Source organism: Photobacterium sp. Alg240-V54 (assembly GCF_900537155.1).
In the GTDB taxonomy this organism is placed as follows: Bacteria; Pseudomonadota; Gammaproteobacteria; order Enterobacterales; family Vibrionaceae; genus Photobacterium.
Map to the genome: position 1 here is coordinate 51,563 of NZ_UNRL01000014.1, position 26,033 is coordinate 77,595.

27 protein-coding genes and 1 pseudogene are annotated in these 26,033 nt (G+C 43.7%); 11 read left to right on the plus strand and 17 right to left on the minus strand.

Annotated features, from left to right (window positions below):
- From ilvD to ilvG, 4 genes are all read right to left on the minus strand, one after another.
- Entirely contained in the window at window positions 1-1,842 is a 1,842-nt protein-coding gene (gene ilvD, locus G6R09_RS19225) for a dihydroxy-acid dehydratase (RefSeq protein ID WP_065167714.1), read from the minus strand.
- Window positions 1,843-1,913: 71 nt separating this feature from the next.
- The gene (locus tag G6R09_RS19230) at window positions 1,914-2,849 is read right to left on the minus strand and encodes a branched-chain amino acid transaminase (RefSeq protein WP_181315020.1); all 936 of its coding nucleotides are present in this window, start codon (window positions 2,847-2,849) and stop codon (window positions 1,914-1,916) included.
- An 11-nt stretch (window positions 2,850-2,860) separates the two neighbouring features.
- Window positions 2,861-3,115: an acetolactate synthase 2 small subunit gene (ilvM, locus tag G6R09_RS19235; RefSeq protein WP_045029730.1), complete on the minus strand. Its 255-nt coding sequence runs from the start codon at window positions 3,113-3,115 to the stop codon at window positions 2,861-2,863.
- A 2-nt stretch (window positions 3,116-3,117) separates the two neighbouring features.
- Entirely contained in the window at window positions 3,118-4,764 is a 1,647-nt protein-coding gene (ilvG, locus tag G6R09_RS19240; protein ID WP_163924051.1) for an acetolactate synthase 2 catalytic subunit, read from the minus strand.
- A 405-nt stretch (window positions 4,765-5,169) separates the two neighbouring features.
- Between ilvG and G6R09_RS19245 the strand changes: the two genes are divergently transcribed.
- A complete protein-coding gene (locus G6R09_RS19245; RefSeq protein ID WP_163924053.1) occupies window positions 5,170-6,702 on the plus strand; it encodes a YifB family Mg chelatase-like AAA ATPase in 1,533 nt (510 codons plus the stop codon).
- Window positions 6,703-6,763: 61 nt separating this feature from the next.
- Here the strand turns inward: G6R09_RS19245 and G6R09_RS19250 are convergent, their stop codons facing one another.
- The 4 genes from G6R09_RS19250 to G6R09_RS19265 form a co-directional block, all read right to left on the minus strand.
- The gene (locus G6R09_RS19250) at window positions 6,764-7,366 is read right to left on the minus strand and encodes a thiol:disulfide interchange protein DsbA/DsbL (protein ID WP_065167710.1); all 603 of its coding nucleotides are present in this window, start codon (window positions 7,364-7,366) and stop codon (window positions 6,764-6,766) included.
- Window positions 7,367-7,444: 78 nt separating this feature from the next.
- Complete coding sequence (locus tag G6R09_RS19255) at window positions 7,445-8,431, minus strand: serine/threonine protein kinase (protein ID WP_163924055.1); 987 nt, start codon at window positions 8,429-8,431, stop codon at window positions 7,445-7,447.
- 162 nt (window positions 8,432-8,593) lie between these two features.
- The gene (locus G6R09_RS19260; RefSeq protein ID WP_060999313.1) at window positions 8,594-8,860 is read right to left on the minus strand and encodes a YihD family protein; all 267 of its coding nucleotides are present in this window, start codon (window positions 8,858-8,860) and stop codon (window positions 8,594-8,596) included.
- A 156-nt stretch (window positions 8,861-9,016) separates the two neighbouring features.
- A complete protein-coding gene (locus tag G6R09_RS19265; protein ID WP_065167708.1) occupies window positions 9,017-9,220 on the minus strand; it encodes a hypothetical protein in 204 nt (67 codons plus the stop codon).
- Window positions 9,221-9,542: 322 nt separating this feature from the next.
- Between G6R09_RS19265 and G6R09_RS19270 the strand changes: the two genes are divergently transcribed.
- Both G6R09_RS19270 and G6R09_RS19275 read left to right on the plus strand, forming a co-directional pair.
- The gene (locus tag G6R09_RS19270) at window positions 9,543-10,220 is read left to right on the plus strand and encodes a FadR/GntR family transcriptional regulator (protein WP_163924057.1); all 678 of its coding nucleotides are present in this window, start codon (window positions 9,543-9,545) and stop codon (window positions 10,218-10,220) included.
- 149 nt (window positions 10,221-10,369) lie between these two features.
- On the plus strand, window positions 10,370-11,029 hold the full coding sequence (locus G6R09_RS19275) for a hemolysin III family protein (RefSeq protein ID WP_163924059.1): 660 nt from the start codon (window positions 10,370-10,372) through the stop codon (window positions 11,027-11,029).
- Between the two features lie 59 nt (window positions 11,030-11,088).
- Here the strand turns inward: G6R09_RS19275 and G6R09_RS19280 are convergent, their stop codons facing one another.
- The 5 genes and pseudogenes from G6R09_RS19280 to def all read right to left on the minus strand — a co-directional run bounded on the left by G6R09_RS19280 (window position 11,089) and on the right by def (window position 16,879).
- Window positions 11,089-12,534, minus strand: a complete 1,446-nt coding sequence (locus G6R09_RS19280; RefSeq protein ID WP_065176595.1) for a TrkH family potassium uptake protein — start codon at window positions 12,532-12,534, stop codon at window positions 11,089-11,091.
- Window positions 12,535-12,540: 6 nt separating this feature from the next.
- Entirely contained in the window at window positions 12,541-13,917 is a 1,377-nt protein-coding gene (trkA, locus tag G6R09_RS19285; RefSeq protein ID WP_060999322.1) for a Trk system potassium transporter TrkA, read from the minus strand.
- Window positions 13,918-14,043: 126 nt separating this feature from the next.
- Window positions 14,044-15,327: pseudogene (rsmB, locus tag G6R09_RS19290) on the minus strand (16S rRNA (cytosine(967)-C(5))-methyltransferase RsmB); the annotation flags it as partial.
- Between the two features lie 82 nt (window positions 15,328-15,409).
- Window positions 15,410-16,354 (minus strand): methionyl-tRNA formyltransferase, encoded by a 945-nt coding sequence (gene fmt / locus G6R09_RS19295; protein WP_163924061.1) that lies wholly within the window; start codon window positions 16,352-16,354, stop codon window positions 15,410-15,412.
- A gap of 24 nt (window positions 16,355-16,378) precedes the next feature.
- Entirely contained in the window at window positions 16,379-16,879 is a 501-nt protein-coding gene (gene def / locus G6R09_RS19300; protein WP_065167703.1) for a peptide deformylase, read from the minus strand.
- 348 nt (window positions 16,880-17,227) lie between these two features.
- Between def and G6R09_RS19305 the strand changes: the two genes are divergently transcribed.
- Genes G6R09_RS19305 through G6R09_RS19320 form a run of 4 tightly spaced genes read left to right on the plus strand, consistent with a single transcriptional unit; the run spans window position 17,228 to window position 20,443 of the window.
- Window positions 17,228-18,298: a LysM peptidoglycan-binding domain-containing protein gene (locus G6R09_RS19305; RefSeq protein WP_163924063.1), complete on the plus strand. Its 1,071-nt coding sequence runs from the start codon at window positions 17,228-17,230 to the stop codon at window positions 18,296-18,298.
- Between the two features lie 5 nt (window positions 18,299-18,303).
- Window positions 18,304-19,404: a DNA-processing protein DprA gene (gene dprA / locus G6R09_RS19310; protein ID WP_163924073.1), complete on the plus strand. Its 1,101-nt coding sequence runs from the start codon at window positions 18,304-18,306 to the stop codon at window positions 19,402-19,404.
- A gap of 2 nt (window positions 19,405-19,406) precedes the next feature.
- Window positions 19,407-19,880 carry a DUF494 family protein gene (locus G6R09_RS19315; protein ID WP_065167701.1) on the plus strand — a complete coding sequence of 158 codons (474 nt, stop codon included), beginning with the start codon at window positions 19,407-19,409 and terminating at the stop codon, window positions 19,878-19,880.
- 2 nt (window positions 19,881-19,882) lie between these two features.
- The gene (locus G6R09_RS19320; RefSeq protein WP_065167700.1) at window positions 19,883-20,443 is read left to right on the plus strand and encodes a type I DNA topoisomerase; all 561 of its coding nucleotides are present in this window, start codon (window positions 19,883-19,885) and stop codon (window positions 20,441-20,443) included.
- A gap of 60 nt (window positions 20,444-20,503) precedes the next feature.
- Here the strand turns inward: G6R09_RS19320 and G6R09_RS19325 are convergent, their stop codons facing one another.
- Together G6R09_RS19325 and purE are read right to left on the minus strand one after the other, a co-directional pair.
- Complete coding sequence (locus tag G6R09_RS19325; RefSeq protein WP_163924065.1) at window positions 20,504-21,622, minus strand: 5-(carboxyamino)imidazole ribonucleotide synthase; 1,119 nt, start codon at window positions 21,620-21,622, stop codon at window positions 20,504-20,506.
- A complete protein-coding gene (gene purE, locus G6R09_RS19330) occupies window positions 21,622-22,110 on the minus strand; it encodes a 5-(carboxyamino)imidazole ribonucleotide mutase (protein WP_163924067.1) in 489 nt (162 codons plus the stop codon). The genes G6R09_RS19325 and purE overlap by 1 nt, the downstream gene beginning before the upstream one ends.
- 194 nt (window positions 22,111-22,304) lie before the next feature.
- Between purE and tsaC the strand changes: the two genes are divergently transcribed.
- The 4 genes from tsaC (at window position 22,305) to G6R09_RS19350 (ending at window position 24,939) form a co-directional block, all read left to right on the plus strand.
- A complete protein-coding gene (gene tsaC / locus G6R09_RS19335; protein WP_065167698.1) occupies window positions 22,305-22,862 on the plus strand; it encodes an L-threonylcarbamoyladenylate synthase type 1 TsaC in 558 nt (185 codons plus the stop codon).
- A gap of 3 nt (window positions 22,863-22,865) precedes the next feature.
- A complete protein-coding gene (gene hemF, locus G6R09_RS19340) occupies window positions 22,866-23,786 on the plus strand; it encodes an oxygen-dependent coproporphyrinogen oxidase (RefSeq protein WP_107204603.1) in 921 nt (306 codons plus the stop codon).
- A 62-nt stretch (window positions 23,787-23,848) separates the two neighbouring features.
- The gene (gene aroE, locus G6R09_RS19345) at window positions 23,849-24,670 is read left to right on the plus strand and encodes a shikimate dehydrogenase (protein WP_065167697.1); all 822 of its coding nucleotides are present in this window, start codon (window positions 23,849-23,851) and stop codon (window positions 24,668-24,670) included.
- Between the two features lie 5 nt (window positions 24,671-24,675).
- Entirely contained in the window at window positions 24,676-24,939 is a 264-nt protein-coding gene (locus G6R09_RS19350) for a DUF1488 domain-containing protein (RefSeq protein ID WP_065167696.1), read from the plus strand.
- Between the two features lie 37 nt (window positions 24,940-24,976).
- On the opposite strand, the gene G6R09_RS19355 is transcribed toward G6R09_RS19350, so the two are convergent.
- Together G6R09_RS19355 and G6R09_RS19880 are read right to left on the minus strand one after the other, a co-directional pair.
- Entirely contained in the window at window positions 24,977-25,534 is a 558-nt protein-coding gene (locus tag G6R09_RS19355) for a gamma carbonic anhydrase family protein (RefSeq protein ID WP_065167695.1), read from the minus strand.
- Window positions 25,535-25,847: 313 nt separating this feature from the next.
- Window positions 25,848-26,033, minus strand: a 186-nt coding sequence (locus G6R09_RS19880; protein ID WP_205523006.1) for a hypothetical protein, incomplete at its 5' end; no start/stop codon positions are given.

The window sequence follows — 26,033 nt, forward strand, 5'->3', positions numbered from 1 at the left end:
TTATCCTTCTAACTTGGATTTATCACGTACAGCACCTTTATCGGCACTGGTCGCAAGTAGCGCATAGGCTTTAAGTGCTAATGACACTTGACGCACGCGATCGACAGGTTTCCAGCCGCGTAATGCAACCTCTGCACGGCGAGTGGCGAGCGTGGCATCATCAACCAGTAATTTGATACTGCGATTAGGAATATCAATTGCGATCATATCGCCACTATTAATTAAGCCAATAGTACCGCCACTGGCAGCTTCTGGTGAAACATGACCAATCGATAATCCTGAGGTGCCGCCTGAGAAGCGGCCATCAGTGATCAGGGCGCACTCTTTACCCAGCCCCATCGATTTTAAATAGGTGGTCGGATAGAGCATTTCTTGCATGCCCGGCCCGCCTTTTGGTCCTTCATAACGAATAACGACTACATCACCAGCGTTGACTTTTCCACCAAGAATACCTTCGACAGCCGTATCTTGGCTTTCAAATACCACCGCCGGGCCGGTAAAGGTTAAGCAGCTTTCATCAACGCCTGCGGTTTTAACGATACAGCCATCAAGGGCCATGTTGCCTGATAGCACAGCTAATCCGCCTTCATCACTAAACGCAAATTCTCGACTACGAATACAGCCATGTTGGCGATCATCATCAAGGGTGTCCCAACGGCAATCTTGCGAGAATGCTTTGGTGGTGCGAATACCCGCAGGACCGGCGCGGAAGAAATCTTTTACAGCTTGAGATTGGGTTTGCATAATGTCGTAATGGCGCAGGCTTTCGGCAAAAGTTTCACTCAAAATATTATGGCATTGATTGTGTAATAAACCGGCGCGATCAAGCTCTCCTAAAATCGCGTAAACGCCACCTGCGCGGTGAACATCTTCCATATGGTATTTAGGCGTGGAAGGCGCGACTTTACATAACTGCGGCACGCGACGTGACATTTGGTCAATGTCCGCCATGGTGAAGTCAATTTCACCTTCTTGTGCTGCTGCTAATAAGTGCAATACGGTATTACTTGAACCGCCCATCGCAATATCCAGCGCCATCGCATTTTCAAACGCGAGTTTATTGGCAATATTACGCGGTAATGCGGTGTCATCGTCTTGTTCATAGTAGCGTTTAGTTAAAGCAACGATACGTTTACCAGCATTAATAAATAGCTGCTCGCGATCGGCGTGTGTGGCCAACATTGAACCATTACCGGGCTGGCTTAACCCTAGCGCTTCGGTTAAACAGTTCATTGAGTTGGCAGTAAACATTCCAGAGCAGGATCCGCAAGTTGGACATGCTGAACGTTCGATCTGCTCACTTTGCTCATCAGAAACCGTCGGATCCGCACCTTGGATCATCGCATCCACTAAATCAAGTTTGATCACTTGCTCTGAAAGCTTGGTTTTTCCAGCTTCCATTGGGCCACCAGAAACAAAAATTACCGGAATATTTAATCGTAATGACGCCATTAACATTCCTGGCGTGATTTTGTCACAGTTGGAAATACACACCATCGCATCGGCACAATGGGCATTGACCATGTATTCAACAGAATCAGCAATTAATTCGCGTGATGGCAATGAATACAGCATCCCGCCGTGACCCATGGCAATGCCATCATCAACCGCAATGGTATTAAATTCTTTGGCGATACCGCCTGCTTGTTCAATTTGTTCGGCAACTAATTGACCGAGATCTTTTAGGTGAACGTGACCGGGAACAAATTGAGTAAATGAGTTTACTACGGCGATAATCGGTTTCCCGAAATCTTGATCTTTAACCCCAGTTGCGCGCCATAAGGCACGTGCGCCTGCCATATTGCGGCCGTGGGTGGTGGTTGCTGAGCGGTACTTAGGCATAAATAAAAATCCTTTTTGGTTCAGCCCTTATGGTGATGGCTGAAGCTATTTATTAACTTGAGCTGTGTCGCTTATTTAGCTGGGTATACGTAGTCTAGCCAACCCCATTTGTCGTCGGTTTCACCGTTAAATAGCCCAAAGTAATCGCGTTGTAACTGTTGAGTGATCGGTCCGCGTTTACCGCAACCTACGGTAATTTGATCCACACTACGTACAGGAACAATTTCAGCGGCAGTGCCAGTCATGAATATTTCATCGGCAAGGTATAGCGCTTCACGCGCAATATTTTCTTCACGAACCTCATAGCCACGCTCTTTGGCTAGAGTCATAATGGTGTCACGGGTGATGCCTGGCAAAATAGCGCTGGTTGTTGGTGGCGTTGATAGGATGCCGTTACGAACGATAAAAATATTTTCACCCGCACCTTCTGAAAGGTAACCATCGACACTTAACGCAATCCCTTCAGCGTAACCATGGCGACGAGCTTCGCTACCAACCAGTAGTGATGATAAGTAGTTTCCCCCCGCTTTAGCTGCGGTTGGAATGGTGTTGGGTGCAGCACGGTTCCAGCTTGAAATCATCGCATCGACCCCATTCTCTAACGCTTCTTCACCAAGGTATGAGCCCCATGGGAATGCAGCAACAATCAGATCCATGATGGTATCAACCGGAGGACAAACACCTAAACCAACGTTACCCACATAACCTAATGGTCGAATATAGGCTGAATCAAGTTTGTTGACGCGAATGGTTTCACGGCAGATTTCCATTAGCTCATCGCAGCTATAAGGAATGGGAAAACGATAAATTTTGGCCGAATTAAGTAATCGTTGCATGTGTTCTGGGTGGCGAAAAACGGCCGGTCCCTTAGGAGTGTTGTAACAACGAATACCTTCAAAAACAGAAGTGCCATAGTGCATTGCATGGGTAAGAACGTGAACATTGGCTTGTGCCCAAGGTACGATACTACCGTTAAACCAAATATAATCAGCTGTGTTTGCCATGATGAGTTCCCTTCTTAAATTGTATCCAAATTGTCGATTTGTGAGGTGGTAACCGTGGTTACATCCCAGAGTTTTTCTATTTGATTGATTAGAATGCTAATCGGACGATCACTATCAACAATGATAGCGATAGTGGCGATATTGCTATGGTGATTTTGAGTTGCATCCACTTTCTTGATCACAAATCCACGGTGGCGAATAACCCGTAAAATACGCTCAAGTAACACCGGTTTGTCGTTAGCTTTGATGTCGAGTAAATATCTTTCCATGATCAGGTGTTCTCCAACATATCTTGATTAGCGGCGCCCGGTGGCACTAATGGCCATACGTTTTGTTCTTCATCTATCACGACATGTAATAAATAGGCACTTTTACTGGCAAGCATTTCAGCCAATGCTGGTGCGACTTCTTCTTTGCGAGTGATGGTTTTTCCTGGAATATCAAACGCCCGTGCCAGCATCACAAAATCTGGATTATCATCCAAAATGGTCTCGCTATGGCGGCCATCAAAAAACAGTGATTGCCATTGACGTACCATGCCTAAGCGTTGGTTATTAATCAGGACCATTTTGACTGGAATTTGGCGGCGTTTAAGGGTGCCTAGTTCTTGAACATTCATCATAAATGAGCCGTCGCCGGAGATCAGAATCGATTGATCATCTGGACGGGCAACACTGGCTCCCATCGCGGCTGGTAAACCAAAGCCCATGGTGCCAAGTCCGGCAGAAGTAATGTAGTTCTGTGGCTCACGTGGTTGAATATGCTGCGCTGCCCACATCTGATGTTGGCCAACATCGGTTGATACCATACTGCTATCAGGCATCATGTCAGACAGCTGTTTTAGCAGTAACGGTGCATAAATTAACTCACCAGGATGGTCATAGCGCCATTTACCAATTTTGCGTAAATGCTCACTGTGGGTTAACCAGCGGCTAATATCTTGACCTAATTCGAGTTGGGGCAAAATGGTATTAATGTCACCACGTAAAGGCGCGTTTGCATGGCGGAGCTTATTAAATTCTGCGGCATCGATATCAATGTGGATCACTTTGGCATGGGGAGCAAAAGTATCAAGTTTGCCTGTAACGCGATCGTCAAAACGGGCCCCAACCACAATCAATAAATCGGCTTCTTGAACAATAAGGTTCGCCGCTTTGGTGCCATGCATTCCCAACATGCCAAGGTAATGGGGATCATGACGAGCGACAGAGCCTAAGCCTTTAAGTGTGCTGACTGACGGCATCGGATTATTGAGTAGAAATTGGCGTAAGGTTGCGGTTGCTTGCGCAATTTGTACGCCACCACCGACATACAATACTGGTCGCTGACATTGACGCAATAGTTGTTGTGCGGTCGTTATCGCGGCAGTGTCAGCAATCGGTAATGCGGGAGGGGTAATCGGTGCTAATAAGGCTGTGGGTGCTGTTGCAAGTTGGACGTCTTTGGCGATATCAACGATGACCGGCCCTGGACGATCAGTTTGAGCAACCACAAACGCTTCGGCTAATGTTGGTGCAAGTTCATTAATATCAGTGACTAAATAACTGTGTTTGGTACACGACAATGACATTCCAATCACATCCATTTCTTGAAAGGCGTCGGTACCTATGTGTGAGCTCGCTACTTGACCTGTAATCGCGACTAATGGCACTGAATCCATAAATGCATCGGCTAAGCCGGTGACTAGATTGGTCGCACCCGGGCCTGATGTTGCCATACACACAGCAACCTTTTGAGTAGCACGTGCCATACCAATGGCTGCCATTGCCGCCCCTTGCTCGTGACGACATAAAATATGCTCAACGTTACCATCATAAAGCGCATCGTAGATGGGCATGATTGCGCCACCGGGATAGCCAAAAATAGTTTTTATACCCTGCTGTTGCAGCGCTTGTACGACTAACTCTGCCCCTGTCATCGCTGCTCCTTGCGTATGTGGTTGACATAAAATTTAAATAAAAATCGATCCTGATTTTGTCACTAAATTAGTTGATTTAAAAAAGCCCCCGAACTTCTCAGTGCGGGGGCTTTGCTGTGTCTTGGTAGCGTTAACTTACGCCTGCAAATCCCCTGCGCGGTGAGATAACCACCACGATGACGTTAATAATGAGTATTAGGGATGTTGCAGTTGTGCGCATAATTGTCCAATTTTTATTGTTTAGTTGTTGCTATACCTAAGTGGTAACACAGATCTGCGTCACATGACAAGAAAAAAATTTGGTTTTATAGACAAACTCGCTGCATTAATGGGGCTTTGATGTAACACCTTCGATAAATTTCATTAACCCACTGGTATGTATTACCAGTCAATGGGGAGTCACCAATGACACTTGCGATTGTTCATAGTCGAGCCTGTGTGGGCGTTGAAGCCCCTGCTGTAACCGTTGAGGTTCATTTAAGTAATGGGATGCCAAGTTTTACCTTAGTCGGTTTGCCAGAGACCACCGTCAAAGAAGCCAAAGATCGCGTGCGGAGTGCAATTATTAATGCCCAATTTGAATTTCCATCGCGCCGAATCACAGTTAATTTAGCCCCAGCAGATTTACCCAAAGAAGGTGGGCGATTTGATTTGCCGATTGCATTGGGAATTTTAGCGGCATCAGGGCAAATTCCGTCGCAGCGATTAGAGCAACATGAGTTTATTGGTGAGCTGGCGCTATCAGGTGATTTACGGCCAGTCAAAGGTGCATTACCAGCAGCATTAGCGGCTTTAAAAGCCAAACGTTGTTTAATTGTGCCCGATCAAAATGGTGATCAAGTGGCGTTGGTGGCGCAAAATAAACACAAATCAGCACCAACATTATTGGATGTTTGCGGGTTTTTATGTGGCCAACAACAGTTGCAATTACACCAGCAGCCACGCTCAACAGCAACGACAGCGGCAGTAAATGAACAGCGTGATATGCAAGATATTATTGGGCAGCAACAAGGTAAGCGAGCATTAGAAATCGCGGCTGCAGGAAGCCATAATTTATTATTGTTGGGGCCGCCGGGAACCGGCAAAACCATGTTGGCATCTCGATTACGAGATCTATTGCCGCCAATGACCCACCAAGAAGCGATTGAGACCGCTGCGGTTGCGTCATTAACCCAACAATCTTTACATCAAGGTAACTGGCTTAATCGTCCCTTTCGTACTCCCCATCATTCCAGTTCAATGGCGGCCTTAGTTGGTGGTGGCTCAGTGCCGAAACCTGGAGAAATTTCATTGGCCCATAATGGACTTTTATTTTTAGATGAAATGCCGGAATTTGAACGCAAAGTGTTAGATTCATTGCGAGAGCCACTAGAGTCTGGGCAAATCGTCATATCGCGTGCAACAGCTAAAACTACCTTTCCTGCTCGGTTTCAGTTAATTGGTGCCTTAAATCCAAGTCCAACGGGTTATTATGAGGGCAATCAATCCCGAACCAATCCGCAAGCTATTTTACGCTATTTAAGCCGTTTATCTGGGCCGCTATTAGATCGATTTGATATGTCGTTAGAAATTCCCGCATTGCCTCGTGGCACACTCACCACAGGCGGTGATCGTGGTGAACCGAGTGCGGTAATTAAAGCGCGGGTTGATCAAGCTCGAGCACGAATGCTGGCGCGTTGCGGTAAAGTTAACGCTTTGCTCTCTACTCGCGAATTAGATCAATATTGTGGCTTATCATTGCAAGATGCTGAATTTTTAGAAAATGCCTTGCATCAATTGGGGCTGTCTATTCGCGCCTATCATCGCATTATTAAAGTGGCACGAACCATTGCTGACTTAGCGGAGCAAGAACATATTCAACGGCCTCATTTAGCCGAGGCACTCGGTTATCGAGCCATGGATAGATTATTAAAACAGCTCAGTAGTCAGGTGATATAGAACGAAAAAAAGAGGCTGATTAGGGCCTCTTTTTATGGTGATTGGTTGTTAATCTGCGATGCTATTTTTTAAGTAAAAAGTTAACTAACTCAAAATATTCATCAGCAGATTTAATTTTACCGGTTTTAACGAGGTATTTATTATTCACCACCACTGCTGGTACACCCGTTAAGCCGGCATCTTCAAAGGCTTTATCATAACGACTGACCATTGAGTTAACCGCGAAGCTATTGAAAGCACCATCAAACTCTGCCGCTGGTACGCCTTCATCAATGAAGATTTGACGCACTTCTGCTTCATTACGTGGTGGTTGATTGAGGGTTTGAATACGGTTAAATAGTACCGGCAACATTTTGTCATTGACGTTTAAAATAACGGCGGTAGCAAATGCTTTACTCATTACTTTACCCATTGGACCACCCATAAATGACACATGCATTTTTTGAAATTTTACATTGTCAGGTAGTGTCGTTTTCAACTGTCGAATCATAGGTTCAAATTGAAAACAGTGCGGGCAATAAAGTGAAAAGAATTCAGTCACAACCGGTGTGGTTGATTGGGGCTGATCTAATACCTTGTAGTAGTCGCCTTCCGTAAATTTGGCAGCGTGAACAGAAAAAGACAATAAAGCAGCACTGACGAGTGCAAGTAAATTCTTCATCATTTTGAGGTTCCTGATTATCCATGTCGTAGCTAGATATTAGCTGAGTATAGTCATTAATTGTTGTTATTTTATATTACCTTACCATTGTGGCATTAGCTGCAATGGTTGTTCATTTAGGCTGAAAATTTGTTCTTTAAACGCTAAAACCTGACCTTCCCAATATTTTGCATCGCCAAACCATGGAAATGCGCGTGGAAATGCTGGATCTTGCCAGCGTTTTGCCAGCCATGCCATATAGTGAACCATTCTAAGCGCACGTAACGGTTCAATTAATTTAAGTTGGCGCGGATCAAAGTCAGCAAATTCATTATAAGCCTCAAGCAGTGTATCTAGTTGTGCCAGTTGATCATGGCGTTCACCATTAAGCATCATCCACAAATCTTGTACAGCAGGGCCATTGCGAGCATCATCTAAATCAACAAACATCGGTCCATCGCGCCATAAAATATTCCCGGGGTGACAATCGCCATGGAGGCGTAAAGCGGGCCAGTCGGTTGACCAATGGCTTTCAATTTCTGCAATTAAGCGATCAAGATCAGCAAAAAAACTGTGTTTTAGGTAATCAGGAATAAAGTCGCTATTGGCAAGTATTTGTCGAGGCTGATAAACGTATTCTTCTAGTCCCAATGTTGGACGATGAATAAAGGGTTGGCGTTGACCGACCTGATGCATGCGGCCTAAAAAACGTCCGACCCATTCTAATTGGTCAAAATTATCGACTTCAAATTGACGCCCACCGACACTTGGAAACAGTGCAAATCGATAACCGTTATAATGGTGTAAGGTCTTGCCATTAATAGCAATGGGGGCTGCAACAGGAATATCGTGTTGTTCTAGCTCAAGAGTAAACTGATGCTCTTCATCAATTTGTTGATCACTCCAACGGGCTGGACGGTAAAATTTGGTCACATACCGTTGGCCATCTTCAGCTTTAAATTGATAAACGCGGTTTTCATAACTATTGAGTGCCAATAAACCTGACTCGGCATGAACCTCTATACTCTCCAACGCATCAAGTAGTACATCGGGGCTGAGATCTGCAAAACTAAAACTTTGTTTTTCCATGACGGAATCCTGAATCTGGCTTGGAGTAATTGTTTAGCTTAACCGTGAATGGGATTAAAACAACTTAAACATGGTTAGTCATAATGGTGGTGATGGATAATTTTTACAAAAAAAAGCCAGTTAGTGATAACTGGCTTAATAAATAAAATCATGAGTTAGCGATTATTTAATGATACCGCGAGCGCGTAAGATAGCTGTTTTAAAGTCATTTTCACAATCTTTTGCAAGGCCAGGAATCATGGCGTCTTTGTCGCTATTACGCATTTTTAAATGATAAATAAGTACATCATCAGTTAATGCTTCTAGTGGACCTTGGTATTTAGCTTCAGCTGCTAATTTAAGTAGAAATTCAACCAAATTAAGGTCGGGATCTTTTTTCCACTCAGGGTGCAGTAATTCAATCAGTTCATTAACGCGATGGGTTTTCATTATTAACTCCGTAGCTTGGGCTGAGCCAATCGTTAGACGATTGTATTATCATTATTTTAGTACCCGTAAATTATAACAAAGCCCGCTGGGATACAATCGATGTCTATGCCAAAATTAGGTCAATAAAAAAGCAGCCAAGGCTGCTTAATGTCACAATTAGCGTTGTTGTTGCTGATTGCTATTTAATTCGGACACTATTTGTTGTGGGGTTATTAACTGTGCATCAGCCGTAGTTAAATGAACCTCTGTAGTCGCCACTTTTTTTGCGTTAACTTTATATTGTGGTGCGTGGGCAGTGGCACGTAAACGCGATGGACTGCGGGGGGTACTTGCATACCTGACTGTGGATGCTGGGCGCATAATTCACCTATTGTCAGGCTCATCCGTGGCCAAAAAATTAAATATCTTTCTGAAGGGAAAATTCCCTACTGGGTAGAACCCATCCATCAGAATATCGGTTGGTTGTTAACCAAATCGGGCGCAGGATAACAATCTGATCATTAAAAGTCGAGCATAAAATAAGCAATAAAATGCTAATATTTAATTATTACCTTGTTTCGATAGTAACTATTGCAATAATTAGCCCCTTGATGCACCGTGTCGCTCTGCCTTATATATAAAGGCAATATATTTGATATTCGCGTTCGTTTAGTTGTACAACAAAGGCCTTGGGAGAGGATCTATGGATCAGGAGCAGCAACGTATTGTTGCTAATCGTAATTTATCTTATCGATTAGCAGAGGCTATTGGTCGCCGTATTTTAATCGGTGATCCTGCCCCTGGCGAAATTTTACCAGGCGAAGTTGAATTAGGTGAAATGTATGGCGTCAGCCGTACTGCTGTCCGTGAAGCAATAAAAATGCTCGCGGCAAAAGGCATGGTATTACCGCGTCCACGCATTGGTACTCGCGTAATGCCAAAGAAAAATTGGAACTATCTTGATCAAGACTTACTGGCTTGGCTAGATTTTGATGCTGATTCCGAGTTGATCGTTGAGTATCAAAAAGTGCGCTTGACCCTAGAGCCTGAAGCGGCAGCATTAGCAGCGGTTCATGCGACAGCAGAAGATCGACTTGAGTTTGAGCATCTGATGCAGCAAATGCATCAGATGAAAGATAACTTTGATCAAGAGCGCTGGATTGAAATTGATACTCGCTTTCATCAATTGGTGTATTTTTCTTCTGGTAACCATTTTATTAGTCCGTTTGGTAATTTATTCAAAGCAGTCTTTGAAAATTATTTTCGGGTTGTCACTCGTGAAGAAGTGATGAAGCTTGATGTTCATCAACGGATTGTCGACGGTATTTTAAACCACGATCCAGATGCTGCACGGCAAGCAACCTTGGAGTTGCTACAGTAGTCCGTTAATTATGGAGCCTAATGGCTCCTTTTTTTTATCAAAAAATATTGCCATTAAAGTGATTAACAAAAGGTTGCTTAATTTAGGCTTACAAGTGTAAGCTGAAAATAATAGTGATTAAATGAAATGTCCTTTGAGGTATATAAACCATGAATAATGTAATCAAAACTGAGTTAGGTTATTCAACGGCAGAAGAAGTTGCCAACAGTGTTAGTCATGGTCTTGGGTTGGTGTTTTCAGTGGTTGGGCTGTATTTGTTGTTAGATAAAGCCTTTGCTTTGCAGGCGGATACGTTAAGTATTATTAGCTACGTTGTTTATGGTATGAGTATGATTTTATTGTACCTTGCTTCAACGTTATACCATGCTATCCCGACTCAAAACGCGAAAAAACCGTTAAAAATTTTTGATCATTGTGCGATCTATTTATTGATTGCTGGCACCTATACTCCGTTTTTATTGATTGCCTTGCGTACCCCGTTAGCGTGGGGATTAATGGCTGTATTATGGGGATTAGCCCTGATCGGTATTGTCGCTAAAATTGTCTTTATCCACCGTTTCAAAAAATTATCATTATTCACCTACCTTGCGATGGGTTGGTCATCGGTGATTGTGCTCTATCAATTAGCGCTGTCATTAGCAACCGGCGGATTGGTGTTATTGGCATTAGGTGGTGTCATTTATTCACTTGGGGTGGTGTTCTATGTTAATAAGCGCATTCCTTACAACCATGCGATTTGGCACTTGTTTGTTTTAGGTGGTTCAATTTGTCATTTTTGTGCGATTTATTTTTATATTAAGCCGCTATAAATCAAATAAAAAAAGAGCGCACGATGCGCTCTCTTGTTGTTTTTTGGGGGCGGTATTTATTAATCTCGCCAAAAAGCGGGAGCAAAAACCACTAATACGGTTAATATTTCTAAACGTCCCATTAACATGCCTAAGCTTAACGTCCATTTCGATAAATCAGGTAAACTGGCAAAGTTACCCGTAGGGCCAATGATGGTTCCCATACCTGGACCAACGTTAGCTACTGCGGTGACCGCACCGGTAATACTGGTGATTGGATCTAAACCTTGTAATGCGAGCACTGAAGCAATCACGATAATGGTCATGATAAAAGTAAACACCAGTGCCACCACTGAACGTACGATATCATCGGTTACCGTACGGCCATTATAGCGCTGAATGAACAGTGCTGATGGGTGAATAGATTGCATAATATGTTTGCGTAATAGCGCAAAAGCGATTTGGAAACGGAAGATTTTAATCCCGCCACTGGTTGAGCCAGAACAAGCACCAACCAGTAACGTAAATGCAAAAATAATCGTAGGTAATGGCCCCCAAGCGGTAAAATCACCAAGGCCAAAGCCGGTTGTGGTTACCACTGAGATGATATTAAAAAACGACAATCGCATTGCATCAACGACTGAATAACCTTTATTAAAGATCAGACAGGCCGCAACAATTAAACTCGCTACCACTACAAATAAGGTGTAACCCTTCACTTGCGCATCACCAAATAACGTCCGTGGATGACGTTTTTTTAGTGCTTGCACAAACAATAGGAATGGTAATCCACCAGCAAACATAAAGAAGGTTGCAACCCATTGTGCACTGTGTGAAAAGTGATTCATTGAGCCGTCAGAGGTAGAATACCCGCCGGTTGAAAGGGTAGTAAAAGCATGGTTGATAGCATCAAAAGTATTCATGCCAGCACACATAAACGCAATGATACACAGCACGGTGAGAATCAAATACACGTTAATGATATTTTTGGCGACACTTTTGGTGCGAGGCGAGCTTTTATCTGACCAATCAGACGATTCGGTTTGGAATAACCGCATGCCGCCGACATTGAGCATCGGCAAAATAGCTACCCCCATAACAATAAATCCGACCCCACCCAACCATTGTAAGGTTGAGCGCCACAGTAAAATACTCGGTGCCATTTGATCGAGGCCACTTAATACTGTTGAGCCAGTAGTGGTGATCCCCGACATGGTTTCAAAATACGCATCAGTAAAGCTGATGTGATTAATAAAGACAAATGGCAGCGCAGCAAAGGCACTGGCAACGGTCCATACCAGCGTGGTGATCAGGAACATATCCCGTACGCTGAGCTTAAACTCGTCAGTTTTACCGTAAGAAAGTAATAAGAAAGCCACAGAGTGGGTGATTACCACTGCTGCAGCAAAATCCATAAAACCTTCAGTGCCAGTAAAAAAGGCCACTAAGGTAGGTACATACATAAACAGGGCTATTTTAGATAGCACCAGTCCGAGTACAAATAATATTGGACGTAAATTAACCATAAGCAGTTACAAAAAGAAGGGGCTCGGTTGGAAAAGACGTTCAACGTCAGGGATATATTTCTTATCAACTAAGAACATAACTACGTGGTCATTTTGCTCTATCATGGTGCGATCGTGGGCGATTAGCACTTCTTCGCCACGTACAACAGCACCAATAGTAGTACCGGGTGGTAGTTTAATTTCACTAATGGCACGACCAACGACTTTTGAGGTGCTGGCATCACCATGGGCAATGGCTTCAATTGCTTCGGCTGCACCACGACGTAATGAGGATACGTTCACAATATCAGCTTTACGAACATGGGTAAGTAGCGCTGAAATCGTTGCTTGCTGAGGTGAAATCGCAATATCGATGGTGCCACCTTGGACTAAATCAACATAAGCGCCACGTTGAATCAGGACCATGACTTTTTTGGCACCTAGGCGTTTAGCCAGCATTGCCGACATGATATTGGCTTCATCGTCATTAGTAACAGCAATAAAGACATCAATTTGTTCGATGTGCTCTTCGCTAAGTAATTCTTGATCCGAAGCATCGCCACAAAAGACGATCGTATCTTGCAGCATTTCGGATAAGTTTTCAGCCCGCTGTTGATTGTGTTCGATCAGTTTGACGCTGTAGTTTTGCTCTAGACGGCGGGCTAAACCAGCGCCGACATTACCACCACCAACAATCATTAAGCGTTTGTAGGGTTTCTCTAGACGTTGTAATTCGCTCATTACCGAACGGATATGATTACTCGCAGCGACAAAAAACACTTCATCATCCGCTTCAATAATCGTCGTGCCTTGAGGACGAATAGGTTGACCCTGACGGAAGATTGCCGCAACACGAGTATCAATATGTGGCATGTGTTCGCGTAGGGCTGATAAGGCATTACCTACCAATGGGCCGCCGTAGTAGGCTTTTACCGCCACTAAACCGACTTTTTCTTCAGCAAAGCTCACTACTTGTAATGCGCCTGGGTATTCGATTAAACGTTCAATGTAATCGGTAACCAATTCTTCTGGTGCAATAAGGTGATCGACAGGAACCGCATCAGATTGGAACAATTGCTCTTTTTCACGCAAATATTCAGGAGAACGGATGCGAGCCACGCGGTTAGGGGTGTTAAATAATGAGAATGCGATTTGGCAGGCAATCATGTTAGTTTCGTCAGAGTTAGTGACGGCAACCAACATATCTGCATCTTGAGCCCCAGCATCACGTAATGTTTGTGGGTGGCTTGCAAAACCCTGTACAACCCGTAGGTCATATTTATCTTGCAGTTCACGAAGACGATCTGGGTTCTTATCAACGATGGTTATATCGTTATTCTCGCCAACAAGGTTTTCAGCAAGCGTGCCGCCAACTTGTCCAGCCCCGAGAATGATAATTTTCATAGCCTATGCCTGATGAGTAATGCCAACCAACAGTCATTGTCGATTAAAATCGACAATAGGTGGCGTATAAAAGAGACTAAAAAGCGGAACATTGAAGTCAAGTTCCGCTATTGTTAGTGATTTATCTTAGTTTGCTTTAGTTAATACTGCGTAGTAAAAACCATCCATTGCTTCTTCACCAGGAAGGATCTGACGCCCAGGAGAAGCGGGATCGCTATCGACTAAGGTTGCGTCAGCTGTACGGGCTAAGAAGGCTTTTACTTGATCACAGTTTTCTTGTGGTGTGATAGAGCATGTCGCATAAACCAAGGTACCTCCTGGTTTTAATTGCAGCCACATCGCATCAAAAATCTCTGCTTGTAGTAATGCTAATGCGGCAATATCTTCGCCACGACGGAGCCACTTAATATCAGGGTGACGACGAATAACGCCTGTTGCTGAACATGGTGCATCAAGCAAGATACGATCAAATTTTTCGCCATGCCACCATTGCTCAGGATAACGTGCATCAGCACATAAAACTTGTGCGGTCAGGTTTAAACGGGTGAGGTTTTCATAAACGCGTTTAAGGCGATTTTCATCACAATCAATCGCTACCACTTGTGCAGAAGGTACTCGTTCCATTATATGAACCGTTTTACCGCCAGGAGCTGCACAACAATCGAGAATTAATTCACCCGCTTGTGGTGTTAGGTAATCCACTGCTAGTTGTGCAGCCGCATCTTGAACCGATACCCAACCATCACTAAAGCCTGGTAGTTTGGTCACATCACACGGTGAAATTAAGCGTAGTGCGTCCGCCGCTTGCGGGTGTAATTCGGTTGCAATACCTTCGGCATCTAATAAAGCACGGTAGGTATCACGATCATGATGGTGGCTGTTTACGCGTAACCACATTGGCGCTTTAGTGTTATTAGCTTCACAAATAGCCGCATATTGATCTGGGTAACTGGCTTTAAGTAATTTTAATAACCAACTTGGATGGCCGTATTTACCCGCATCGTGACTGATAGCTTGTTCATCAAGGGCTTCTTTTTGGCGTTGGTAACTACGCAAAATAGCATTAATTAAGCCGCGTAATTGGGGTTTTTTAAGAGTCTTAGTAGCATCAACTGTTTCAGCAACCGCAGCGTGAGCAGGAATGCGCATATAACCAAGTTGATATAAGCCAACTAAAATCAGGTGATGAAAAACCCGTTGTTTACCGGTTAATGGTTTTTCCATTAATGCCTGAGTGATTGACTCTAATCGAGGTAGCCAGCGTAATACGCCATAGCAGATTTCCTGCAATAAAGCGTGATCACGTTCTCTGATATCCTGCTGCGCTAGCGGTAGCGCGGCAGATAATGACTGCCCTTGATCGACGACCTGATAAATTACTTTGGCCGCTGCGGCTCTTACATTCATAGCTGTTTCCTGAGCGCTGTTGGTGCTGGCGCTACGTGGTTAATCTGAAAAAGAAAAGCCAGTGACTTAACCCTGGCCTTGGTATTTAAAGTTGGTTACCGACTTGGAACCATTCTCGACGCGAATTTAATAAATCTGCCGCTGACATGGCTTTTTTGCCCGGTGGTTGCAGAGATAATAGACGCAAAGCGCCATTAGCTGTAGCGATCACAATACCGTGTTTATCGGCAGCTAAAATCGTACCCGGTAATTGGCCTTGGTTATCGCTCTCAACACTGGCTTGCCATACTTTGATCGTTTGCTCTGCGACAGTAAAGTGGCTCATTGGCCATGGATTAAACGCACGTACGCAACGTTCAATGGCTGCGGCATCCATAGTCCAATCAATCTGGGCTTCTTCTTTACTTAATTTTTTAGCGTAGTTTGCTTGAGTATCATCTTGCTTGGTCGCGACTGCGGTGCCGTTAGCAATGTCATTTAAACACTCAATTAATGCACTTGGGCCAAGATCCGCTAATTTTTCATACATAGTAGCGCTGGTATCGGTCGCAGTGATCGGTAATGTTGCCACTTGTAGCATATCACCAGTATCAAGGCCGATATCCATTTGCATGATAGTCACGCCCGTTTCTTTATCACCGGCCCAAATTGAACGTTGAATCGGTGCCGCGCCGCGCCAGCGTGGCAAAATAGATCCATGAACATTAATACAACCGAGTGGTGGGGTATCAAGTACTTCTTGGGGTAATAATAAGCCGTAAGCCACAACAACCATAATATCGGCTTCAATCGCAGCGAGTTGTTGTTGAGCTTCAAGATTACGCAGTGAGGCTGGTTGGAACACCGGAATATCGTGTTCTACGGCGATATTTTTAACTGGGCTCGCAGTGAGTTTTTTACCACGACCGGCAGGACGATCTGGCTGAGTATAAACAGCCACAACCTGATGCTGTGAAGACAATAACGCCGCCAAATGACGGGCGGCGAAGTCAGGCGTACCTGCAAAAATAATGCGTAATGGTTTGCTCAAGATAACCTCGAATGGTGGGTGTTGTTAGTGAGAACGTTTTAATTTTTCTAGTTTGCTTTTGATGCGTTGGCGCTTAAGTGGCGACAAGTAATCAACAAACAGTTTGCCAGCTAGGTGATCCAATTCATGTTGAATACAAATTGCTAGAAGGTCATTGGCCTCAAAAGTAATGTTGTTGCCGTCACGATCTAATGCAGTAACGGTAATTGTTGCGGCACGTGGTACAAAACCGCGCGCAGTGGGTACCGAAAGACAACCTTCTTCAATACCATCATCACCATGGGCGGCAGTAATTTGAGGGTTAATCAATACCATTGGCTGATCACGTTGTTCAGAAACATCAATAACCACAATCTGTTGATGAATATCGACTTGGGTTGCCGCAAGACCAATACCTTCTTCGTCATACATGGTTTCAAGCATGTCATCGATGATCTGTTGAGTTTGTGGCGTAATCGCCTCTACGGGTTTGGCAACAGTACGTAGGCGGTCATCTGGAAAGATTAAAACTGGCAATAGCGACATAAGGGCTCGAATTCGTTAACGGTTACTAGAAAGATATAGCGTTGTTGGTCTAATTCTAGTCATTTTAGCGTTCAAATAACAGTGCCTAATGCGTGCAGTCGTCGTTAACCGTTGTTGGGGTCTTGAAATAGCGACCACTGCCGTTGAAAAAATTTATGTTAGCTCTTAGCAAAGTTAAAGCATTCTTGATGTAACAGTGATTATTAAACCGTGATATAAGCCGAAAAGCCTTGGGCAGTGGTTGTTAAACGGTCGACATATCAAAGAGCTAATGCCAACCTTTGCCAATATGAGTGATTATTTTAATATCGCTAGGTCGCAACTTGTGCAATCGAAGGAACGGATCACATGAGGCAATGGGTTATTATCGTTAGTTTTATTCTTTTTATGCCGTCGTTGGTTGCTGCCCCTCAACCACAGCTAAAAAATACTCACCCGGAAATTTATGTGGTTAAGAAAGGCGATACCTTATGGGATATCTCAGCGGTATTTTTGAGTAACCCGTGGTCGTGGCCTCAGTTATGGCAAAAAAACAGCTATATTAAAAATCCCCATTTAATTTATCCCGGTGATCGTTTGCACCTTATTTGGGTTAATGGTAAACCGCAATTAAGCCTGAAAAAACACCTTAAATTATCCCCTCAAGTGCGAGTTATACGCCAGCCGATCACTTCGTTACCAGGATATTTAATGGTGGCATATGTGGCACAAGATAAGTTGATCAGTGCTGAGGCGTTAACGACTCAACCACAGATCCTTGGCACCAGTGAAGAGCGTGGTTACCTTTCTATTGGTGATGTGTTGTGGGCTGATCAGTCATTAGTGCCGACCAGTCAGTGGCGTGTGTACCGTTTAGAGCAAGACTTTGTGCGAACTGATGAGCAACAGCAGACTGAGAAAACGGCGATTACGGCAAAGATCTCAACCCTTAAAGAAATTGCTGATGTAACGGTGATAACCAGTGATGGCGTTACCAGTCAATTACAGGTTGATCGTTTTCAGCAAGAAATTATTCCCAATGATATTTTATTGCCATTATTAGGCACTGATATTCAGCATGACTTATCGTTTTCACCAATGACACCGCCAGCATCATTATCTGCGACAGTGTTGGGTCAAATCAGTGGTTATAGTTATATTTCTAATTACGATGTGATTGTGCTTGATCGTGGTCATCTCGATGGCATGGTTGCTGGACAGGTATTTGAGTTGTTTAAACCCGGCGCGGAGGTGCAAGGTAAAAAAGGTCAATATCATTATCAAACCAGCACTTTATTAACCGATAGTACTCAACTTGGCACTGTCGCCGTGGCACAAGCGATGGTATTACGTCCTTATGAATATTTTAGTCTAGCGGTGGTACTAAATAATCAGCAACCGTTTAAACCTGGTGTGGTTGCTCAGGCGCCACGTTCATAATCGTGATGACCGATACAGAGCTTATTGCATGGTTACAACTGGCGGCTGTTCCTTCATTAGGGGGCAGCCGTATTCAGCGCTTGTTGGCCGATGCGAGCCCATCGCAATTAGTGGCAATGACAGCAGAACAATTGCAGCAATATGGGTTAACAGCCAAACAAATACAGGCTTTGCTGCATCCTAATCAGCAGTGCTTAGACTACGCATTGCAATGGCAGCAAGCACCGCAACAGCATATATTAACCCTCGCTTCAGCGCATTATCCTCATCTATTAAAGCAGATTTCATCACCGCCACCGATATTGTTTATTCGTGGAGATGTGACCGCGTTAGCCGCCCCCCAAATAGCGGTTATTGGTAGTCGTTCGGCATCCATTGATGGTCGCGAATCGGCGTTCCATTTTGCAAAAGCGTTAGCCGCTAATAATTATGTGGTCACTAGTGGGCTAGCATTGGGGATTGATGGTCAGGCACATCAAGGGGCATTGCAAGCCGGTGGATTAACTATTGCGGTATTAGGCTCAGGGCTTGATCAGATTTACCCGGCTCGACATCGTACATTGGCAGCCAGTATTGTTGAACAAGGTGCATTAGTGTCAGAGTTTTGGCCACAACAACAGCCGTGTCCGCAAAACTTTCCGCGTCGAAATCGTATTATTAGTGGTTTATCAACTGGAGTATTAGTGATTGAAGCGGCGCAAAAAAGTGGCTCATTAATTACCGCTCGTTATGCGTTGGAGCAAGGACGAGAGGTTTTTGCACTGCCAGGTTCGATTCATAATCCTGCCAGTCGTGGCTGTAATGCGCTGATTAAATCAGGTGCTAAACTGGTAGAAAGTCCGGCTGATATTTATGAAGAGGTAGGAAGCCTGACAGAATGTGCAATAAACAATCAAATAGGCGTGCCTTTAGCAACGAAGCAAAATGAAGAATTGCCATTTCCTGCACTGTTGGCTAACGTAGGCACCGAAGCAACACCCGTAGATGTCGTTGCTGAACGCTGTAAACAACCCATCCACCAAATTTTACCGCAATTATTAGAATTAGAACTGTCCGGTTGGGTGACTGCAGTGCCCGGTGGTTATATCAGAACGAGGAGGGGCTAGTTATGATGGATATTCTTATGTATCTATTTGAAACCTATATTCAAAGCGAAGCTGAGTTATTAGTCGATCAAGACGAACTCTCAGAGGAACTTCTGCGTGCAGGTTTTCATCAGGATGATATTTACAAGTCCTTAGAGTGGCTTGAAAAACTGGCTGCTTTACAAGAAACAGAAAACACACCGTATGTTAATCATAGCGCGATAACGTCAATGCGCATCTATACCGACAAAGAAATGTTACGTATGGATACAGCGTGTCGAGGTTTTTTGCTTTACCTTGAGCAAATTGATGTTCTTAATGCAGATACGCGAGAAATGGTGATTGATCGCGTAATGGAGCTCGATACTCAAGAATTTATACTTGATGATCTAAAGTGGATTATTCTGATGGTGCTGTTTAATGCTCCTGGAAATGAAGCGGCTTATGATCAGGTAGAAGAATTATTATATGGCGCAGAAGATGGAGGTCTACATTAATAATGACCACCGACAGTGAACCCTTATTTGCAGCCCATGAACACGCATTACAACATCAATCATGTCCACAGTGCAACGCTGATTTAGTGATGCGTTTTGGCAAGCATGGCCCTTTTTTGGGGTGTGAACATTATCCTAAGTGTGATTATATTCAGCCCCTTAAACAAAATGATGGTCACATAGTTAAACTGCTCGATATGCCATGTCCTGAATGTGCTCAGCCATTGGTTTTACGCCAAGGTCGCTATGGAATGTTTATTGGTTGTTCAGCATACCCTGAATGTCATTACCTTGCATCGCCAGAAAAAAAACCTCAGCAAACTGATATTAATTGTCCTGAATGTCATCAGGGGCATTTAGTTGAGCGCAAATCACGCTATGGCAAACTGTTTTATGCGTGTGATAAATACCCGCAATGCCGTTTTGCCGTTAATAATAAACCCGTGATTGGTACATGCCAGCAGTGTGGATTTGGCTTGTTGCTAGAAAAGAAATTAGTCAGTGGTATCAAATTGCAGTGCGCTGATCGAAAATGCAATGCTTATCAAGATGTTGAAAAATAAGTTAATTAACGATGAAAACTAAAGGCCTGCATAATAGTGCAGGCTTTTTTTATAGGCTATTTAGTGTGGTAGTGCAGGAAAATACTGTGGCGGTAATATTTGCCCTAATAACATTAACTGATATTGCAATAGCTCTGGGGTTGCCGCACAGACATTAATATGGCCCATTTTACGACCGTCACGTTTTTCTTTGCCATACCAATGTACATGACAATTTTCTAAAGCTAATACCGCTTCGGGAACGCTATCTTGGCCGAGAATATTGATCATAGCACTTGGACGAATAAGATCGGTGCCGCCTAATGGTAAATCGCACACTGCTCGAAGATGGTTCTCAAATTGGCATGTCTCTGCGCCTTGTTGAGTCCAATGGCCTGAATTATGGACGCGAGGGGCGATTTCATTAACTAATAATTGACCATTAACTTCAAAAAATTCCAACGCCAGCACGCCAATATAATTTAATTGTTTCGCCACCGCGGTGAACATTTGTTGTGCTTGTTGTTGTAGGGCACTGTCACCGACAATGGCAGTTGATAAGCTAAGTACGCCATCAGTATGAACATTTTCACTGAGGGTATAGGTTTTAATCTCCCCTTTAGCATTTCGCGCACCAATTAAAGATACTTCACGATCAAAACCAATAAATTTTTCTGCCACAATCGCTTGGTTATCACTTGCCGCGATACATTGTGCCATTTCTGCCCACACTGATTCAATTTGATCGTGAGTTTTTAAGCGCCATTGGCCTTTACCGTCATAACCACCTAAGGCACTTTTTAATACCAACGGTAATCCAATTGCAGTAATCGCAGCGTCTAAATCTGCACGATTATTAATAATATGGTATGGCGCATTAGCAACTTGAGCATTGGTTAATAAGTTTTTTTCAATGCGGCGATCGCCACCGGCTTTGATGGCATCAGGGTGAGGCTTAAATTTACCACTGGCCGCGCAGAGGTTTAAAATTGCATCTGGAATATGTTCAAATTCAGCGGTAATAACATCGGCTGCGGCAATGGCTTCAATCAGTGATAATGATTGGCACTGTTGGGTTAGAGGGTGTACAACATTGGTGGTAGTTACATCGTAGGCGATAACATTAATATTCAGTGGTGCGCCGGCGAGTGCCATCATTCGTGCAAGTTGGCCAGCACCAAGTACCAGTACCTGATTCATTATGCATCCTCAGCCGGATTAGGGTTCTCAAGTACAGTATCGGTTTGTTGCTGGCGGAAAGCTTCAACAGCCGCTAAAACCTCAGGGTTGTGGGTTGCAATGATTTGAGCAGCTAATAAACCGGCATTGGCAGCACCTGCTTCACCAATTGCAAGGGTGCCAACGGCGATACCTTTTGGCATTTGCACAATTGATAATAGTGAGTCCATGCCTTTTAAAGCGCGAGATTGCACCGGTACACCCAGCACTGGCAAACTGGTAAACGCAGCGGTCATGCCTGGTAAATGTGCAGCGCCGCCAGCACCAGCAATAATGACACTAATACCGCGATTGCGGGCTGTTTCAGCATACTCTGCTAATAGATGAGGAGTACGGTGAGCTGAAACCACTTTAGTTTCGTAAGCAACGTTAAAGCGCTCGAGCATTTCTGCGGCATGTTGCATGGTTGGCCAATCAGATTTTGATCCCATGATAATTCCAACTTTCATTCCGATCTCCTATAGGTAATGAACGACTAAAGTGTTATTTACGCCATTATACGGTGATTTACTCCAAAGGAAAACGTTTGCGTCGGTAAAGTTACGCTATGATTAACCTTAAATGGTGTTGTTAAGCATGTGTCGGTATGATGATTATCTAACTAAAAAATAAAATATCAGCTGAATAAAGAGCAGAGGAATTTGTGGCAAATATTACCCAAGTAGTGACAGCGTTAAAGCAAGGTCAAGTGATTGGATATCCAACCGAGGCGGTATTTGGTGTTGGTTGTGATCCTGATAATCAACAGGCTGTGAATAAATTATTAGCCTTAAAACAGCGCCCAATAGAAAAAGGCTTAATCTTAATTGCTGCTGACTATGAGCAGTTATTACCTTATATCGATGATAGTCAATTAACACCGCAGCAAAAACAAACGGTATTGGCATCATGGCCGGGGCCTGTAACCTGGGTAATGCCAACCAAATCTAATGTACCTGCTTTTTTAACCGGTCAATTTACTACCATTGCAGTACGAGTAACGGATCATCCATTAGTGCAACAATTATGTCGTCAGTTTGGTAAGCCTCTAACGTCAACCAGTGCCAATTTAACTGGGCTTGAACCAGGACGAACGGTAGCTGATGTTGAGCAGCAACTTGGGGATAAACTGGCAGCGATACTTGACGGTGAAACCGGAGGCCGTACTAATCCTTCTGAAATTCGAGATGCCCAAACGGGTAATATTTTCCGTCAGGGGTAATTAATGACTGATCGTGAGCAAATCGAGCTTAATAAGCACGCAGTAAAAACGTTTTTATTCCAACTTCAAGACACTATTTGTCAGGCTTTGGCACAACAAGAGAGTAATGCCGAGTTTGAACAAGATCAATGGCAACGAGAGCAAGGTGGCGGTGGTCGTAGTCGAGTATTGCGCAATGGCGCAGTATTTGAGCAAGCGGGGGTTAACTTTTCTCATGTCTATGGCGATGAGATGCCAGCATCCGCGACTGCTCACCGTCCGGAACTAGCTGGTCGACGTTTTGAAGCGATGGGGGTGTCATTAGTTATTCACCCTCGCAACCCTTATGTACCAACCTCTCATGCCAATGTTCGCTTCTTCATCGCAGAAAAAGACGGTGAAGCACCAGTTTGGTGGTTTGGTGGTGGCTTTGATCTTACCCCGTTTTACCCTTTTGATGACGATTGCCAGCATTGGCATGATACTGCCAAAGCGATTTGTGCTCCGTTTGGTGATGATGTTTATTCACAACATAAAGCATGGTGTGATAAATACTTCTTCTTACCGCATCGCGATGAAACTCGTGGTATTGGTGGGCTGTTTTTTGACGATCTCAATCAATGGGGATTTGATAAGAGCTTTGCTTATACGCAAGCGGTTGGTAATGGTTTTGTTGATGCCTATATACCGATAGTCGCTCAGCGACATCAATTACCTTATGGTGAGCGCGAACGTGAATTTCAACTTTATCGTCGTGGACGTTATGTCGAATTTAACTTGGTTTATGATCGTGGCACCTTATTTGGCTTACAAAGTGGCGGAAGAACGGAATCTATTTTAATGTCGATGCCACCATTAGCGCGCTGGGAATATTGCTATCAGCCAGAACCTAATTCAGCAGAAGCGCGGTTGTATCTAGATTATTTAAAGCCGCGAGAGTGGTAGTTAATTATTGAGCTCAGATCTTAAAGTGATAGAGCCTCTTAATATAAAGGGAGAATTCGTATATGGATAAGTACGTCGTATTTGGTAACCCGATCGGGCAAAGTAAATCTCCGTTCATCCATACATTGTTTGCCCGCCAAACGAGCCAGCAGATGACATACACCAGTCAACTAGTAGCGCTTGATGGTTTTGTACAAGCGGCAGATGCATTTTTTCAGGATGGCGGTAAAGGTTGTAACATCACGGTGCCATTTAAAGAGCAAGCTTATCAATATGCGACCATGCTGACCGAGCGTGCTCGTTTGGCTGGTGCGGTAAATACACTTAAAAAATTGGATGATGGTGGTGTGTTAGGTGATAACACCGATGGTGAAGGGCTGGTACAAGATCTCATCACTCAGCATGTTGAGCTAAAAGATCAACGCATCTTATTATTAGGTGCAGGTGGTGCTGCTCGTGGGGTGATCTTGCCATTATTAGCACAACAACCTCAACAATTGGTTATTGCAAATCGTACTGTAAGCAAAGCACAACAATTAGCAGAGTTGTTTTCTGCTTTCGGTAATGTTGTTGCATTAGAGCAAGCTCAACTTGAGAGCCAAACTTTTGATGTGATCATTAATTCAACCTCAGCCAGTTTATCTGGGGATGTGCCAGCGATATCATCTACGGTGGTTGGTACGAATACTACATGCTATGACATGGTTTATGGCTCAACGATCACCTCTTTTAATAGTTGGGCAAAAGAGCATGGCGCAGTTAAAACGTTAGATGGATTAGGAATGCTCGTTGGACAAGCAGCGGAAAGCTTTGTGCTATGGCGCGGCCTTCGTCCAGGAGCGAAACAAGTACAACGCGAGTTACGCCGAACTTTACAAGAGTAAAAGTAATGAACCAAGATATTTTATTTTCAGATATCCAATCATGGGATGCCGTTCGACAAGCTGTTAACTTTCCAGCTCAACAGGGAGGGGCATTGATTATCTGCTGGGTTACCCTAGCCTGGTTACAACAGCATAGTGGTAAGGCTTTAAATAACCAAGCTGATATCTTGGCTGAGTTTTCTTCATTGCGGTTTGATCTAGAAGAACTAGCCGAAGTGATGATTGAAGATGAATCTTTTGATGATAACGGAGATATCGTTATTGAATGATTGGATATCAAAAGTAAGCCCTCTCATAAGATGAGGCTTACTTTTTTCTATTATCATAGTTTTCGTTGAGGTATTCATTTTTTAAAACGACATAGTTATTGGCTGAGTGAAGTAAGAATGCTTTTTCTTTTTCTGTTAATGGGCGTGTTTGTTTGGCAGGACTGCCAACATATAAAAATCCCGACACCAAACGTTTATTTGGTGGCACTAAACTTCCAGCACCAATAATGACGTCATGCTCAATAATTGCACCATCTAAAATAATACTTCCCATGCCAACTAATACCCGATCTTCAATTTGGCAGCCATGCAACATGGCTTTATGCCCAACCGTTACGTCATTACCTATAATAAGTGGATAACCTTTGGGGTTAGTAGCGCTGATGCGACTAACGTGAAGTACTGAACCATCTTGAATATTACTGCGTTGACCAATCTTAATGTGATTAACATCCCCACGAGCAACCACTAATGGCCACAAACTACTATTTTCACCAATAGTAACCTGACCGATAACGACCGCAGTGGCATCTATATAAGTAGTATTGGCAATTTGTGGTTGATGATTATGGTATTGGCGCAGAGAAAATGTCATAAAAATGCTTATTTAATCGAAGTTATACTTTCACCATAGCGAAAAAGTCGTGTGATTAACAATCAAAACATAATGGGTTGATCGTTATTTGGACATTCGGGCAAGTATGACGAATTTATTGCATTTTAGGCCTTGCCAACGTGATCGAAGTCTCTATAATACGACCTCACTGACACGGACAACGGCGCAAGCGGTTACCGAAAGTCAGTATTGTTCTTTAACAATTTGACCATGCAATCTGTGTGGGCACTCGTTGAATAGTTAAGTCGAAAGATTTATCAATGAACTGAGTGACCAATACAAATAACCTAATCTATTTATAGAGAAGATTGTTTGGCACAGTCAATTCATTACCATTCTGTTGGAATGGTAATAGCTTTAAAATTACTAAGGTAGTTTTGAAGTCAGTATTCATTGAGCCGTCTCGAAAGAGACAACAAAACTTTAATTGAAGAGTTTGATCATGGCTCAGATTGAACGCTGGCGGCAGGCCTAACAC